Source organism: Bifidobacterium sp. KRGSERBCFTRI, assembly GCF_025908335.1.
Map to the genome: position 1 here is coordinate 528639 of NZ_CP109653.1, position 15058 is coordinate 543696.

10 protein-coding genes and 2 tRNA genes are annotated in these 15058 nt (G+C 63.3%); 9 read left to right on the forward strand and 3 right to left on the reverse strand.

Annotated features, from left to right (window positions below; all coding sequences use genetic code 11):
- Nucleotides 1-106: 106 nt before the first annotated feature.
- Together OGI63_RS02120 and OGI63_RS02125 are read right to left on the reverse strand one after the other, a co-directional pair.
- Nucleotides 107-188, reverse strand: a tRNA-Leu gene (locus tag OGI63_RS02120).
- Between the two features lie 57 nt (nt 189-245).
- Nucleotides 246-321: transfer RNA gene (locus OGI63_RS02125), tRNA-Thr, on the reverse strand.
- A gap of 116 nt (nt 322-437) precedes the next feature.
- Here OGI63_RS02125 and OGI63_RS02130 point away from each other — a divergent pair.
- The 7 genes from OGI63_RS02130 (at nt 438) to OGI63_RS02160 (ending at nt 8599) form a co-directional block, all read left to right on the forward strand.
- The gene (locus OGI63_RS02130; protein ID WP_004268403.1) at nt 438-1649 is read left to right on the forward strand and encodes a mannose-1-phosphate guanylyltransferase; all 1212 of its coding nucleotides are present in this window, start codon (nt 438-440) and stop codon (nt 1647-1649) included.
- A gap of 289 nt (nt 1650-1938) precedes the next feature.
- A complete protein-coding gene (gene pgi, locus OGI63_RS02135) occupies nt 1939-3636 on the forward strand; it encodes a glucose-6-phosphate isomerase (protein ID WP_004268405.1) in 1698 nt (565 codons plus the stop codon).
- Between the two features lie 323 nt (nt 3637-3959).
- Nucleotides 3960-4325, forward strand: a complete 366-nt coding sequence (gene rplS, locus OGI63_RS02140) for a 50S ribosomal protein L19 (protein ID WP_004268407.1) — start codon at nt 3960-3962, stop codon at nt 4323-4325.
- Between the two features lie 213 nt (nt 4326-4538).
- On the forward strand, nt 4539-5264 hold the full coding sequence (gene lepB / locus OGI63_RS02145; protein WP_004268409.1) for a signal peptidase I: 726 nt from the start codon (nt 4539-4541) through the stop codon (nt 5262-5264).
- A gap of 44 nt (nt 5265-5308) precedes the next feature.
- The gene (locus OGI63_RS02150) at nt 5309-6085 is read left to right on the forward strand and encodes a ribonuclease HII (protein ID WP_004268411.1); all 777 of its coding nucleotides are present in this window, start codon (nt 5309-5311) and stop codon (nt 6083-6085) included.
- A gap of 106 nt (nt 6086-6191) precedes the next feature.
- Nucleotides 6192-7178, forward strand: coding sequence for an ABC transporter ATP-binding protein (locus OGI63_RS02155; protein ID WP_004268413.1), 987 nt, complete (start codon nt 6192-6194; stop codon nt 7176-7178).
- The gene (locus tag OGI63_RS02160; protein ID WP_004268416.1) at nt 7175-8599 is read left to right on the forward strand and encodes an FtsX-like permease family protein; all 1425 of its coding nucleotides are present in this window, start codon (nt 7175-7177) and stop codon (nt 8597-8599) included. The genes OGI63_RS02155 and OGI63_RS02160 overlap by 4 nt, the downstream gene beginning before the upstream one ends.
- Nucleotides 8600-8782: 183 nt before the next feature.
- Here the strand turns inward: OGI63_RS02160 and OGI63_RS02165 are convergent, their stop codons facing one another.
- Entirely contained in the window at nt 8783-9724 is a 942-nt protein-coding gene (locus OGI63_RS02165; protein ID WP_004268417.1) for an AEC family transporter, read from the reverse strand.
- 213 nt (nt 9725-9937) lie between these two features.
- On the opposite strand from OGI63_RS02165, the gene dapE reads away from it, so the two are divergent.
- Together dapE and OGI63_RS02175 are read left to right on the forward strand one after the other, a co-directional pair.
- Entirely contained in the window at nt 9938-11158 is a 1221-nt protein-coding gene (gene dapE, locus OGI63_RS02170) for a succinyl-diaminopimelate desuccinylase (protein WP_004268418.1), read from the forward strand.
- Between the two features lie 562 nt (nt 11159-11720).
- Nucleotides 11721-14807 carry an Rne/Rng family ribonuclease gene (locus OGI63_RS02175; protein WP_004268419.1) on the forward strand — a complete coding sequence of 1029 codons (3087 nt, stop codon included), beginning with the start codon at nt 11721-11723 and terminating at the stop codon, nt 14805-14807.
- The last annotated feature ends 251 nt before the right edge of the window (nt 14808-15058 follow it).

Here is a 15058-nt window from a genome sequence, read left to right on the forward strand (position 1 = left end):
GCCGGGATATGGCTCGGGTGAGGGGGAACGTCCACGGGACAATCTGGAAACATGGGGAGAACGTCCACGGGACAATCTGGAAACATGGGGAGAACGTGGAGAAGGGTGCGCGAGATGGGACTCGAACCCACACGACCGAAGTCACAGGAACCTAAATCCTGCGCGGCTACCAATTACGCCACTCGCGCGCGTTGGATATGCAAAACCCTAGGCGGCGAACGCGTTTGCGCCGACGTCTAGGGCAATGGAGCCACTTGACAGAATCGAACTGTCGACCTGCTCATTACGAGTGAGCCGCTCTACCGACTGAGCTAAAGTGGCACATGCTTGGTGCACAAGAAATACAGTGTAGCCGAATTGCTGGATTTGACGAATCGGCGTGTCGCGTTTGGGCAGCATGAGGGAGCCGAATGCGCGCGAGCGGATAGAATGAGGGCATGAGTAACGGATTCGACGATTTCTACGCCATCATTCCCGCGGGCGGCACCGGGACGCGCCTGTGGCCGCTGAGCCGCGAGGCCAAACCGAAGTTCCTGTTCGACCTGCTCGGGTCGGGGCGCACGCTGATTCAGTCCACCTTCGACCGCCTCGCCGCCATCGCCGGCATGGACCATGTGTGCATCAGCACCGGCGAACGGCATGTGGACGCCGTGGAGGAGCAGATGCCCGAGGTGGCGCCGGAACACATCTTCGCCGAACCGGCACCGCGTGATTCCACGGCCGCCATTGCGCTCGCCACCGCCGTGCTCGCCCGCAGGCACGGCAACGACATTGTGGTCGGATCGTTCGCCGCCGACCATGTGATCCGCGGCAAGGTGGCGTTCGTCGACGCCGTGCGGCAGGCCGTCGCCACCGCCCGCGCCGGCTATGTGACCACCATCGGCATAGCAGCCTCGCGCCCGAGCACCGCATTCGGCTACATCCACGAAGGCGAGTCGCTCGCGGCCCGCGTTCCCGACGCCCCGGACGCCGTGCTCGTGGAACGCTTCGTGGAGAAGCCGAACGCCGCCACCGCGCAGGCCTACCTGAACACCGGCGAATACCGCTGGAACGCCGGCATGTTCGTGATGCGCGCCGATGTGCTGCTCGACCACCTGCACCGGGTCAAGCCACAGCTCGCACGCGCGATCGATGCGATAGCAGACGCCGTGATCGAAGACGATCGCGATCTCGCCCGCGCGCAGGCCGAGGCACATGAGCGCGGCGAGAACGTGCGCGAGACCGTGAATCCCGACGACTTCCACGCCCACCGCGACGAGGCCATGCGCAAGTACTGGCAGGGAATCGAGAAGATCGCGTTCGACTACGCAGTGGCCGAGCCGCTATCGGTGGAGGGCGGCGTCGCGATGATCCCGGGCGACTTCGGCTGGGATGACATTGGTGATTTCAACTCGGTGGCGGCACTGTTGCCGAGCGTGGACGAGCGGAATCTGAAAATACTGGGCAACACCGAGCAGGTGGTCACACTCGACTCCGCCGGCGACATCGTGGTGCCGAACAGCGAACGAACCGTTGCGTTGCTTGGCGTGAACGACATGGTCGTGGTGGATACGCCGGATGCATTGCTCATCACGCCACGTGCGCGGAGCCAGGAAGTCAAGTCAATGGTGAAAACGCTCGCGGAGTCGGGGTGCGACGAACTACTGTGAGAGCCAATAACTGAAACGAGACACAGGCTTGCGGATGACGCCATATGCGCGGGCGAATGTTTGAAAACGATTTCATAGGTTTGCCTGCGTGAAAGCGAACAGCGAAAATGTTCGCTTTCGTCCCGATGTTCGCACTGTTTACGATTCGTGTGCGGTCGTGGGGCAAAACTGTCGTATTTTGTGAGTATGGTGAAGCTTGATAAGCAAATGCAAACGCATGCCTTGCTAGTCTGCAATGCAGCACGGGCAACGGCGCCGCAGTGCTTGTCTGATGATGAAAGGATCACGAATGGCAATCAATCCTCCTGTCGACGCCACGGGCACCGCGGCGTGGAAGAAGCTGCAGCAGCACTATGACGAGCTGCAGGCACAGGGCATCGATCTCAAGCAGTGGTTCGAGGACGATCCCACGCGCGTGGACTCGCTGTCTTTCGACGTGGGCACGCTGCGCTTCGACTTCTCGAAGAACCTGATCAAGCCTGAGACCCTCGCACTGTTCGCAGAGCTCGCCGATGAGGTCAACCTCAAGCAACGCACCAAGGACATGTACTCCGGCGTGCACATCAACAACACCGAGGACCGCGCCGTGCTGCACACCGCACTGCGCCGCGACGCCAGCGACGAAGGCAAGCTGATCGTGGATGGTCAGGACGTGGTCAAGGACGTGCGCGAGACCCTCGACCGCATGTACGCCTTCGCCGACAAGGTCCGTTCCGGCGAATGGAAGGGCGTGACCGGCAAGGAGATCGAGACCGTGGTCAACATCGGCATCGGCGGCTCCGACCTGGGCCCCGTCATGGTGTACGAGGCGCTCAAGCCGTACGCCGACGCCGGCATCAAGGCCCGCTACATCTCGAACATCGACCCGAACGACCTCGCCGAGAAGACCCGCGACCTCGACCCAGAGACCACGCTGTTCGTGGTCGTGTCGAAGACCTTCGGCACGCTCGAGACGCTCACCAACGCCCGTCAGGCCCGCGCATGGCTGCTCGAGCAGCTGCAGGCCTCCGGCGCCATCGACGGCACCGCCGAGCAGAAGGCCGAGGCTGTTGAGAAGCACTTCGTCGCCGTTTCGACCAACCTCGAGCGCGTCAAGGACTTCGGCATCGACCCGGCGAACGCATTCGGCTTCTGGGATTGGGTCGGCGGCCGTTACTCCGTCGATTCCGCCGTTGGCCTCACGCTCGCCATCGTGTTCGGACCGGCCCGCTTCGAGGAGTTCCTCGCAGGCTTCCGCCAGGTCGACCAGTACTTCGCCGAGACGCCGTTCGAGAAGAACGCCGTGGTGATCATGGGCATGATCAACGTGTGGTACCGCAACTTCTTCAAGGTCGCCTCGCACGCCGTGCTGCCGTACGACCAGTACCTGCACCGCTTCCCGGCCTACCTGCAGCAGCTCACGATGGAATCGAACGGCAAGTCCGTGCGCTGGGACGGCACTCCGGTGACCACCGAGACCGGCGAGATCTTCTGGGGTGAGCCCGGCACCAACGGCCAGCACGCGTTCTACCAGCTCATCCATCAGGGCACGCAGCTGATCCCGGCCGACTTCATCGCGTTCGCGAACACGCCGAACCCGCTCAAGGATGGCGACCAGGACATGCACGAACTGCTGCTGGGCAACTACTTCGCCCAGACCAAGGCGCTCGCGTTCGGCAAGACCGCCGACGAGGTGCGCGCCGAGGGCACTCCGGAAGACATTGTTCCGGCCCGCGTGTTCTCCGGCAACCGCCCGACCACGTCGATCTTCGGCGTGCGTCTCGATGCCTTCACGCTCGGCGAGCTCATCTCGCTGTACGAGATGGTCACGTTCGTCGAGGGCACCGTGTGGGGCATCGACTCCTATGACCAGTGGGGCGTTGAGCTCGGCAAGCAGCTCGCCAAGCAGATCACGCCTGCGATCTCGCAGAACGACGAGGCGCTCGCAGCTCAGGACGCCTCGACCCGCAGCCTGATCAACTTCTACCGCAAGGTGCGCGAGTTCTGATCCGCACACGCTGGCTGTAATTCGCGGTGGGGCGGCGATTCACGAATGTGGGTCGCCGCCCTTCCCTGTTGTGATGCAAGGTCGGTCCGCTCGGCTTGGTTCGTCGGAGGCCGTGGGTAATCCAGTGCGCTTTGTATAATGTGAAGTCGCTGTGCCGGCACGCGGATCGCCGCATGAATCCGCCTGCCCACGAGTCCAGCCGAACCTGACTTTCGGCGGATCGGCACGCGCGTCGCAGACAAATCTGCGGCGATATTCCAGACATCCGCGAGCATGCGAATGTCGCGACCATACGCTGGCATGCGGCAGGGTAGAGGAACACCATGGTTAACGCTATTGAGGCATTTGACGCCAAGCACATGAAGCCGGCCGACGAGATCCCGGCATTCCGTCCGGGTGACACCGTCGACGTGAACGTGAAGATTCAGGAAGGCAACAACTCCCGTATCCAGACCTTCACCGGCGTGGTCATCGGCCGTCAGGGCGCCGGCGTGCGCGAGACCTTCATCGTGCGCAAGATCAGCTTCGGCACCGGTGTGGAGCGCCGCTTCCCGCTGCACTCCCCGTCCATCGACTCGATCAAGGTCGTTCGTCGTGGCCGCGTTCGCCGCGCCAAGCTGTACTACCTGCGCAATCTGCGTGGCAAGGCAGCTCGCATCGTCGAGCGCCGCGACAACTCCGCCAAGTGAGTTTCGCCATAACGGTCTTGTGAAGGCCGGGTTCCGTGTTCGGGCCCGGCTTTTGCTTTTGCGGGCGGATATGCGGCGATCTGCGGCAGAGAGCAGTATGCGCGCCGGCGATTTGTCGGCCATGGAACATTTGTTGTGAATGGTGAACGCCACAGTGGGTCTCCGCCGAAAATGATACATTGGAGTGCGGTAATCATTTCGACAGGAGGGGTCATGGATTCTTCGAACGAGCCCATGCCGCAGAGTCCGGCGCCAATGGAGACGCACGGCAATCGCGATGCGGGGGCGGGGAATCTGGACTCCGCCGGGACGGAGCAGCAGCTCGCCTCGACAAGGGGGACGGCAATACGGGATTTCTTCCTGTGGTGCGCGATTCCCGTGGCCATTGTGGTGCTGCTGCGCATCTTCGTATTCGGCATGTACGTGATTCCGTCACGCTCCATGGAGAACACGATCATGCCAGGCGACCGTGTGATCACCACCAAGCTCTCCCCGCGGCCGGTCGCGCTCAAACGCGGCGACATTGTGGTGTTCAAAGACCCTTCCAACTGGCTCGCGAGCGAGGAGACCACCTATCACAGCGACTACTTGATCAAACGACTGATCGGCATGCCCGGCGACACGGTGGAGTGCGAGGGGGCGGGCCAGCCGGTGAAAATCAACGGCGTGGCGATTGACGAATCCGCGTATGTCAAGCCCGGGGACCAGCCCAGCACCTTCCCGTTCAAGGTCACCGTGAGCGAGGGGCACGTGTTCGTGATGGGAGACAATCGCAGCAATTCCGCGGATTCGCGCTTCCATTTGAACGATGCGCAACATGGTCAGGTTCCCATCCGCGACATCGCCGGCGTCGCATTCGCGCGGTACTGGCCGCTCAACCGCATCTCGTGGCTGAGCAATTACAGCGACGTGTTCGCGAACGTGCCCGACGCGGGCTGATCTGTGCTGGATGCGCGGGTTTTCGGAGTCGAGAAAGGGGCGGTATGGCGCCGTCGTTTGCATTGGAACGGCAGATTGCCGCCGACGGGTTCGATGTAATCGTCGGATTCGACGAAGTGGGACGTGGTTCGCTGGCAGGTCCGGTGATGGTGGGCGCGGCCGCGTTCCTTGCGCGAAATCTCGACGAAGCACAGACTGCCATGCCGCAGTATCTCGCAGATTCCAAGACGCTCACCGAGCATAGGCGCGAGAGTCTGTACGAGCCATTGCAGGCGTGGGTGGACGGTTTTGCAATCGGTTCGGCGAGCAATGCGGAGATCGACGCATGGGGCATCTCGCATGCGCTCGGCATCGCCGCACTGCGCGCACTCGATGGTGTGGAACGCGCCCTCGGCATGGGTAGCCCGGGTGACAGCGAGATTCGCGGATTCGACGAGCGCTGCAAATACTCGGGAACATGGGCGTATACGAAACACAGTCCACAGCAGCATGCGGATGGGCTGCACGTCGGCGCGATACTCGACGGGCCGAACGACTACATATCCAAGGCATTGGGCACTTTCGAAGCCCCCGCGGTGCCCATGCCGGCACAGGTGCGCACGCTTGTCAAGGCGGATGCGCAGTGTGCCAGCGTCGCAGCGGCGGCGGTGCTGGCGAAAGTGACCCGAGACCGTCTGATGGAACAGTTGGCGCGCGATCATGCCGAATACGCGCGCTATGGGTGGGAGCGCAATAAGGGGTACGGCTCGAAGGCGCACCGCGAGGCGATCGCGCAATGCGGGCCGAGCGATCTGCACCGCGTGAGCTGGCATCTCGCGTGATATGCCGGTGGGCATCATCCTTAAGGCTGAGAGCGGGCGTGGTGTGCCGGGGAATTCATCCCGTTGCATGATGGGGCGTGCGGGCGCGACACCGTAGCTTGGAAGCATGAACGCAATGCAGAACAACAATCCCGGCGCGCCGATGCCACAGGCGCCGCAGAACGCGCCGCATCCCTTGCCGCAAACCCCCGCAGATGCCATGCCCCACAACGGGTATGCTCCACAGCCCCCAATGACTGCGGCACCCATGCCGTACCCTGACGGAGCGCCGATGGGAGGCCAATCACTCGCGCTGCAGGGAATCGACCTGGTGATGGATTACAACACAAGCGCTTCCGGCAACCCGGCGGCGACACAACCCGCGGCATGGCAGATGGGTCAGCCACTCGCGCTGAACCACGCGAACTTCCAGCTTGGCGAAGGCGAACGCGTGGCGATCATGGGACCGTCGGGTTCGGGCAAATCGACGCTGCTGCATGTGCTCGCCGGCATCATGAAGCCGACGGCCGGCCAAGTGCTGTTCCGCGGTGCCAACATCGACCGCATTCCGGACGCCGAACGCACCCGCATGCGCAGGCAGGCGTTCGGATTCGTCTTCCAATCCGGGCAACTGCTGCCGGAGCTGCCGGCGATCGAAAACGTGGCATTGCCGCTCATGCTCGGCGGCATGGCGTACTCGCAGGCGACCGATCAGGCCGCCATGTGGCTGGAACGCATGGGATTGCGCAATCTGATGCGCAATCGACCCGGCCAGATGAGTGGCGGCCAGATGCAACGCGTCGCCATTGCGCGCGCACTATGTGTGAATCCGGCCATCATCTTCGCCGACGAGCCGACCGGCGCGCTCGACCAGAACACCGGGCACGAGGTGATGAATCTGCTCATGCAGGCGGCGGCCGCGAACAACGCCGCAGTGGTGCTCGTCACCCACGACCCGAACATCGCCGCATACTGCGACCGCACCGTGAGCATGCGCGACGGCATGATCCTCGACGCGGCCAACCGGCGCGCAGGCATGCAGCGCCAACCGCAGAACGACGCCCCGGCACAGGCAGTGCAGATGGGCGCCCAACCACAAGGAGCGTTGCAATGAGCACCTTCGCACTGTGGAGACTCTTCCACCGGCACATGTTCCACCATGACGATGAACCGGATGCGCCGCGCGACCACACAGGCCTGCTCGCCGTCATCGCCTTCGCCGCGGCGACCGCGATCTTCCTCACCGTGCTCGGCGGTCTGCACGGCTTCATCTGGCGTGCGTCACCAGACCATACGGTCGGCTGCTTCTTCAATGATTCCGCCTGCTCCACGCACGCCAACGTGAGCGTCAACGGTGAGTTCTACGTGGTGCTCGCCATGTTCGCCTGCGTGCTGCTCGTGGTGCCCTTCACCACCCTCGCGGGTTCTGCGGCGCGCCTTGCCGCCACACGTCGCGACGAACGACTCGCGGTGCTGCGACTGGCTGGCGCCACGACGTCGCAGGTGGTGCGGCTGATCGCCCTCGAAGCGGTCGGACAGGCCGTGATCGGCTCCGTGCTGGGCATTGCCGGGTACTTCGCCGTGATGCCGCTCATCATGATGCTGCACTTCGAGAACCACACCTTCGACTTCGAACAGCTGTGGGTGGGGCCGTGGGCGCTCATCGGCACCGTCGTCGGCGTTGCCGCACTGGCCTTGGTCTCCGCGCTGCTCACGTTGCGCAAGGTGGCCATCACGCCATTGGGGGTCACCGCCCGCCAAGGCGCCGCAATGCCCGGCAAATGGCGCGTGGCGCTGTTCGTCGTCGCCCTCGTGTTCGGTTTCGCCATGCTCAATAACATGAACCTCGTGGCCGGCGCCGGTGTGGCGGTGGCGTATGGTGTCGTGTTCGCGATCATCGGCGGCTGCTTCATGCTGCTCAACGTGATCGGTTCGTGGGTGATCGCCGCCGTGGCGAAGTCGCGTGCGCACCGGCCGAAATCCGCCGCCACGATGATTGCGATGCGCCGTATTCTCGACAACCCGAAGCGTGCATGGCGCAATGTCTCGGGCATCGCGCTCGCCGTGTTCATCGCGGGCATCACCGCCGTATGCGGCGCACTGGGCACGGCATCGGGCGACGCCGACGCGGAGACGCTGATGATGATGCACGACATCTCGCTTGGCGGCACGCTCACGCTGGTGTTCGCCGCCGTGCTGGCCGCGGTGAGCTCGGGCATCATGCAGTCGGCCAGTGTGTTCGACCAGGCCGACGAATACCACATGCTCATGCTCGAAGGCACCGATGCGCTCACACTGCGCAAGGCGCGGTTCTCGGAAGTGCTCACGCCGCTCAACACGGTGATCGTCATCTCCGCAGGCTGCTCGTTGCTGCTCATGCTGCCGCTGGTGGGCTCGATGCTCAGCAACCCGGCCGTGCTGCTGCGTTGCCTGTTCGGCATTGTGCTGTGCTATGCGCTGGTGACCGTCGGCGCGGTGAGCGCGAACCACACCGCCACGCGCCTCGATTCGATCTCGCGCCGCCGCGACGACTAGTGGTGCGCATCGCCTCATAATTCTTAATCCTTACGGGATGTCATCAACGCTTACGGGATGTCGCGATTGAGTATCCTCACATTGATATCGTTGGAACATAGCCGTTTGTTTTGTGATCTACTTCGAAGAATATGAAAACCTGACATCCCGTAAGCGTTGATGACATCCCGTAAGGAGCAGGCGTCAGCTGAGGAGCGCGGCGATGATCGCGATGACGATGGGGCTCGTCATCGTGGAGATGAGTATGCCGTCGCGCGCGAAGGTCATGCCGACATTGTAGCGGGCCGCGTAGTTGTACACGTTCTGGCCGGTGGGCAGTGCGGCGAGCACGACACAGCCGTACAGCGTGGGCCCGCGGAAGCCCATGGCGAAGGCGATGCCGAATGCGATGAGCGGCATCACGATGTTCTTGAGCGCCGCCACCGTCCAGATCGCCGGCAGATTCGACTTGTTCTGCATCGGCTTCGTGCCGTGCAGCGACATGCCGAATGCCATGAGGATCATCGGCACCGCGGAATCTCCAATCATGTCGATCGGGTCGAACAGGAAGTTCGGCACAATGAAATGGCCCACCTTCGACGAGACGACCGAGACGATGATGCCGAGCACGGTGCCGATGAGCAATGGCTGGTGCAACGGCTGCTTGAGCACCTGCTTCACCGAGAACTTGCCCTTGGTGGTCACGTCGAGCACGGTGAGTCCGACCGGCGTGAACAGCGCCTGCTGCATGACGAGAATGGGCGCGACGAGCGCCGGGTTGCCGAGAATGTACGTGGCGATGGGCAGGCCGATGTTGTTCGAATTCAAATACAGCGAGTTAAGCACGCCGATCGTGGCATCCGGTGCCTTGAGGTGGAAGAACAATCTGTTGAGCACGAGGAAGACGAGTCCGACGCCGACCGCCGAGCAGAACGCGACGATGATCGTGGAATCGAACAGATGTGTGATGTTCTCCTGCGCCAGAATGGCGAACATGAGGCACGGGCTCGCAATGAAGAAGCTCAGGCGATTGAACACATACTGTGCCTGGGCGCCGCCGATCTGCAGACGCGCGGCCGCATAGCCGGCCGCGATCACGATGCCGATGACGCAGAATCCCTCCATTGCGCTGATGAGGCCGCCCATGCTTCTCCCTTGCTCCGCGTTCCTGCTCTGCCGAGTGCAAGTATATGCACGCACATGCATTTCATGCGGGCAGATTTCATTTGCATGCAGGCGCGCGGAATCTGGCTGGCGCATCGCAGATGCATTTGGAATGCATGCGCCCGCATGCGCGCGGCACTGGTAGAGTGTTGGCGAATGGACCGCGCGAGTGCGCGGCAGGCGTTTGGAGGGACTATGCAAGACGTGATCGATCGCGCGGGGGAGCCGCTCAAGCTGACGGTGGACGCCGGTGTGGGCGAGCAGGCCGCGCTCACCGACCTGTGCATGCAGGTGATGCGCGTGTACTCGGTGAGCGACGACGAGACGCATCTGACCGACATGACCGAGGCGTTCCTTCGCACGCTGCCGCATCTGGACGTGCAGCGGCATGGCGACACGCTCGTCGCGCGCACGAATCTCGGCCGTGACAGGCGCGTGGTGCTCGCCGGCCATCTCGATGTGGTGCCGGTGATCGACAACTTCCCGCCGAAACTGCTCGAACCCGGAGACCCGCTCATTCTGCCGGGCGTCGCGGAGGCGCACCCGGGCGAACGCGTGGTGTGGGGACGTGGCGCCACCGACATGAAATCGTCGGACGCCGTGCTGCTTTACCTTGCCGCGACGCTGACGAACCCGAAATACGATCTGACTTACGTGTTCTACGACCACGAGGAGGTGGCCGCCGAGAAGAACGGCCTGCGCAAGGTCGCCGAAGCGCACCCGGACTGGATCGCCGGCGATTTCGCGATCATAGGCGAGCCCACCTCATGCGGCATTGAAGGCGGCTGCAACGGCACGATCCGCTTCGACGTGGTCACGCACGGCATAGCCGCACATTCCGCACGCGCGTGGATGGGCCACAACGCCATCCACGACGCCGCCGAGATTCTGCGCCGTCTGAACGAGCATACGGACGCCACTGTGAGCGTGGACGGTCTCGTCTACCGCGAAGGGCTCAACGCGACGCTGATCAGCGGCGGCAAGGGCACCAATGTGATCCCCGATGAATGCCGCGTGCACGTCAACTACCGTTTCGCTCCCGACAAATCGCTCGCCGAGGCGAAGGCGCTGATGATGGGCGCAGACTGCGGTGCCGAACTCGGCAACGGCGAGCACCAGGCGACGGGCGGTGTGTTCGAGGGCTTCGGCATTGAGATGAAAGACGAATCGCCGTCGGCACGACCCGGCATGGATTCCGAACTCACGCGCTCGCTGGCGGCTCTGGCGAAGGCACGCACCGGCAAGGACCCCGAGGCGAAGCTCGGCTGGACCGACGTCGCCCGATTCTCGCAGCTCGGTGTTCCGGCCGTCAACTTCGGCGCCGGTTCGCCACTGCTCGCGCACAAGCACGACGAGCAGGTGGCGGAAGGCGAACTGACGCTCATGGCCGGCATTCTGCGCGACTGGCTGAGCTGAGCGCAGCAGCATGAGAACACGGCGTCTGTCTTTCCTTCTCGCTCTCTTGCTCTTCCCTGCGTAATTTGGGACATTTGGAGGCCTCTATTTGTCCCCTTTTACGCAAGAAGACGTAATTTGGGACATCTAGTGGCTGCTATCTGTCTCTTTTTACGCAGAGGAAGGCGTGGAGGAGGGGGAGGGAGAAGAGTGTAGTGTGGGGCCGCGAGGGGAGAGTGAATGACGTCCGCATGGTGGCGGAATCTTCTCGCATTGCCGTACGGATGTGAACAGATTGTTTAATCTGCATACCTTGTGGCATACTGGGCAGAGAGCGGTGCTGCAACGCCGCTCCGCAATCGATGGCGTCGATCCCGTCGCGGTTGAGCCGTACTGCATGCGTATGCATTTCGACGTGCACGCGCGCACACGCTTAGGTTCCCCGCACGCTGGTGTCCGCCCTCGACCATTTGACTTTTGGATGCTTCCATGGGCGCGAAGCGCGACTGCCGTGAGAGGGCGGGGTGACACCGTGCGAAGCCATGATTCGCGACGCCGTTGCAGCGCGCCGCACGAGGAACATATGCCCGATTTGACCGAGAACGGCTTGGGTTCGCCCGAGTTCGACAATACCGATACCACCAACACCACCAACGATTCCACCCCCACACGCCGCCGTCGCGGACGCCGTGTGGTGAGAGGCGCCGGCGAGGCGGGCGCCCAGATGCAGCTCGAAGTGCACGACCGCGTGCCGCTGTTCCAGGAACCAAGCGCCGCAATCGAAGCCGGCAAGCCGACCAAGGCGCTTCCTGCGGGCAGCCACGAGGAGGAATCCGCGGAATCCGGAGACTCCAACGAGCCTACGGCAACGCGCCGCCGCTCGCGCCGTGCCAGCACCTCCACCAGGTCGCGCAGCACGCGCACCACGAATGACGAGGCAGAGGAGCCCACGACGACGCGTTCGCGCCGGGGCCGGGGCGCGGCACAGAACGATGATGAGGAGCCGACCGTTCATACGCGCCGCCGCTCGCGTGCGCAGGCAGACGAAGCCGAGGAGCCGCGCAGCACCCATTCGCGTCGAAGCCGCCGCACGGTGTCCGACGAATCTGAGCAGACCAATGACGACAGCTATGAGAGCCGCACCCAGCACGTGCTTGATGCGTTAGATGAGTCTTTCGACGACGATGCCGAGACCCACGAGACCGGCCGCGGCCGTTCACGCTCGCGTTCCCGTTCCACCTCCCGTTCCCGCACAAGCCGTCGTGAGGTGCTCGAAGACGCGGATCAGCATGAATCTGCAGATGTGGAGAACGACGAGGAGGAAAGCAGCGCGCGCGGCAATCGCCGTGCCGGCCGCCCGATGACCTCCCTGCTGTTCCAGGAGCCGGTGCTGCCGGCACGTTCGCGTTCCACCCACGACGAGGAGAATGACGAAGGCTCCGACGACGAGCCGCTGCACGATCTCGATCTCAACGAAGGCAGCACCCGCTCCCGCAAGCGTTCACGCAATCGCCGACTGAACGCGCAGGAGCGCCGCGCGGCCGCCGAAGTCGAGCAAATCGAGGAAGACCTCGTGCTCGACGACATCGTCTATGCGCCTATCGACGACGAAACCGGAAAGTCGGGCGACGAATCCGACAGCGAGGAGAGCGGCATCCATACGCGTCGCCGTCGCCGCCGTAAGTCGCAGGAGAACGCGAATGCGGAACGCGAGGAATCCGAGAACGAGGAGGGCACCCGCACCCGTCGCCGTTCGCGCGCCGAGGACGAGGAGGAGAATGACGAGAGCACGGTGACGCGTCGCCGTCGCCGTCGCCGCAACTCGAAGGGCGGTGAGGAAGAGGAACAGCCACGCCGTTCACGCAAGCAGCAGTACATCGATGAGATCACCGATGTCGAAGGCTCGACGCGTCTCGAGGCGAAGAAGCAGCGCCGTCGCGACAACCGCCGTGAACGCAGCCGCCAGAACCAGCTGCTCGAACAGGACTTCCTCGCGCGCCGCGAGAACGTGGACCGGCTCATGGTCGTGCGTGAACGTGGACGCCATACGCAGATCTCGGTGATCGAAGACAACGTGCTCGTCGAGCATTACGTCTCCGACATCCAAGAGGTCGCCACCGTGGGCAACATCTACCTTGGCCGTGTGCAGAATGTGCTGCCGAGCATGGAGGCCGCATTCGTGGACATCGGTCAGGCCCGCAACGGCGTGCTGTATGCCGGCGAGGTGAACTGGGACGCCACGCGTTTGGAGGGTCAGCCGCGCAGGATCGAACTCGCATTCAAGTCGGGCGATCCCGTGCTCGTGCAGGTGACGAAAGACCCGATCGGGCACAAGGGCGCACGACTGACGAGCCAGGTGACGCTCGCCGGGCGCTTCCTTGTGCTCGTGCCATCCGGCGGCATGACCGGCGTGAGCCGCAAGCTCAGCGACCGCGAACGCAACCGCCTGAAGTCGATCGTCTCGAAGATCGCACCGAAGGACATGGGCGTGATCATTCGCACCGCGGCCGAGGGAGCGTCCGAAGAGGCGATTGCGAAGGATCTCGAGGGGCTGACCAACCAGTGGGCCGAGATTCAGCGCAAGCGCGAGGAGTTCCTGCACGGCAAGCGTCCGAAGCTGCTGCAGGGCGAGCCTGACGTGGCGATTCGCGTGGTGCGCGACATTTTCAACGACGACTTCAACAAGATGATTGTGGAAGGCGACGGCGTGTACCACCGCATCGAGGAGTACCTCGACCACATGGCACCCGATTTGCATAACAAGCTCGAGAGATGGGACCCGGAAGAGCACGGCGGAAAGGACGTGTTCGACAGGTGGCAGATCGACTCGCAGCTGCGCAAGGGCATGGAACGCCAGGTCTACCTGCCCAGTGGCGGCTCCATTGTGATCGACCGCACCGAGGCAATGACGACGATCGACGTGAATACCGGACGTTTCATCGGCAAGGGCAAGTCGCTCGAGGAGACGGTGACGCGATGCAATCTGGAGGCGAGCGAGGAGATCGCGCGCCAGTTGCGCCTGCGTGACATCGGCGGCATGGTCATGATCGACTATGTGGATATGGTGATGCCGGCGAACCGCGACCTCGTGCTGCGTCGTCTGGTGGAATGCCTGGCCCGCGACCGCACCAAGCACCAGGTGGCCGAGGTGACGTCGCTCGGACTCGTGCAGATGACGCGCAAGCGCATCGGGCAGGGGCTCGTCGAGGCGTTCTCCGAGGAGTGCCCGGAGTGCAAGGGACGCGGGTTCATTGTGCATGACGAGCCCACGATCTCCGCGGAATTCGACGATCCGTACGCGATGAAGGGCGGCGATCCGTTCGTGCGCACGAACAAGCACGGGCATGGCACGCCCGAAGTACATGCGCCGAAGGGCTCGTCCGCGGCGGTCAAGGCCAAGCTCGCGCAGATTGCCGCCGCGGCGGTGGCTGCGAATGTGGCCGCGGAGGCCGAGGAGAGTGTGGAGGCTCCGGCGGCCGACACGACGGAGGAAACCGCCAAGGTCGACGTGGCAGTGGAATCCACCGTGGAATCTGCGGCGGAATCTGCAGGCAACGCTGGCGACACCGAACGCGTCGAGCAGGTCGAAGGCGAAGTGATCGACGACGCCGAGCAATCTGCCGATGACGCCGCCGCGGTGACGGTGGAGGACGCGGCCGAGGAATCCTGAACCTGGCGCCGGTTCCGCGGGCGGGCAAGCGCGAACAAGTGTGAAAGAGCTGTGAAGCATGGGCGAATACGCCTGCCCGTGCGGCACAAGGGAGCATAATAGAGGTTGTGGCGGTTCACCCCTTCTCCAAAGAACCGCCGACATATTCGTAATGGCCGATTACCCAACCGGCTGTTATAATATCTCCTTCTCTCTCTGGGGCGACCGTTTTCCCGCGGCCGCCCCTCCTCGTATCTGCGTATCTGCCGATT

Bases quoted from the DNA above. Each gene is read 5' to 3' on its own strand.
- lepB (WP_004268409.1), top strand. From the start codon at position 4,539: ATGGATTCTTCGAACGAGCCCATGCCGCAGAGTCCGGCGCCAATGGAG.
- OGI63_RS02155 (WP_004268413.1), top strand. From the start codon at position 6,192: ATGAACGCAATGCAGAACAACAATCCCGGCGCGCCGATGCCACAGGCG.
- OGI63_RS02160 (WP_004268416.1), top strand. From the start codon at position 7,175: ATGAGCACCTTCGCACTGTGGAGACTCTTCCACCGGCACATGTTCCAC.
- dapE (WP_004268418.1), top strand. From the start codon at position 9,938: ATGCAAGACGTGATCGATCGCGCGGGGGAGCCGCTCAAGCTGACGGTG.
- OGI63_RS02165 (WP_004268417.1), bottom strand. From the start codon at position 9,724: ATGGGCGGCCTCATCAGCGCAATGGAGGGATTCTGCGTCATCGGCATC.
- OGI63_RS02130 (WP_004268403.1), top strand. From the start codon at position 438: ATGAGTAACGGATTCGACGATTTCTACGCCATCATTCCCGCGGGCGGC.
- OGI63_RS02175 (WP_004268419.1), top strand. From the start codon at position 11,721: ATGCCCGATTTGACCGAGAACGGCTTGGGTTCGCCCGAGTTCGACAAT.
- OGI63_RS02150 (WP_004268411.1), top strand. From the start codon at position 5,309: ATGGCGCCGTCGTTTGCATTGGAACGGCAGATTGCCGCCGACGGGTTC.
- pgi (WP_004268405.1), top strand. From the start codon at position 1,939: ATGGCAATCAATCCTCCTGTCGACGCCACGGGCACCGCGGCGTGGAAG.
- rplS (WP_004268407.1), top strand. From the start codon at position 3,960: ATGGTTAACGCTATTGAGGCATTTGACGCCAAGCACATGAAGCCGGCC.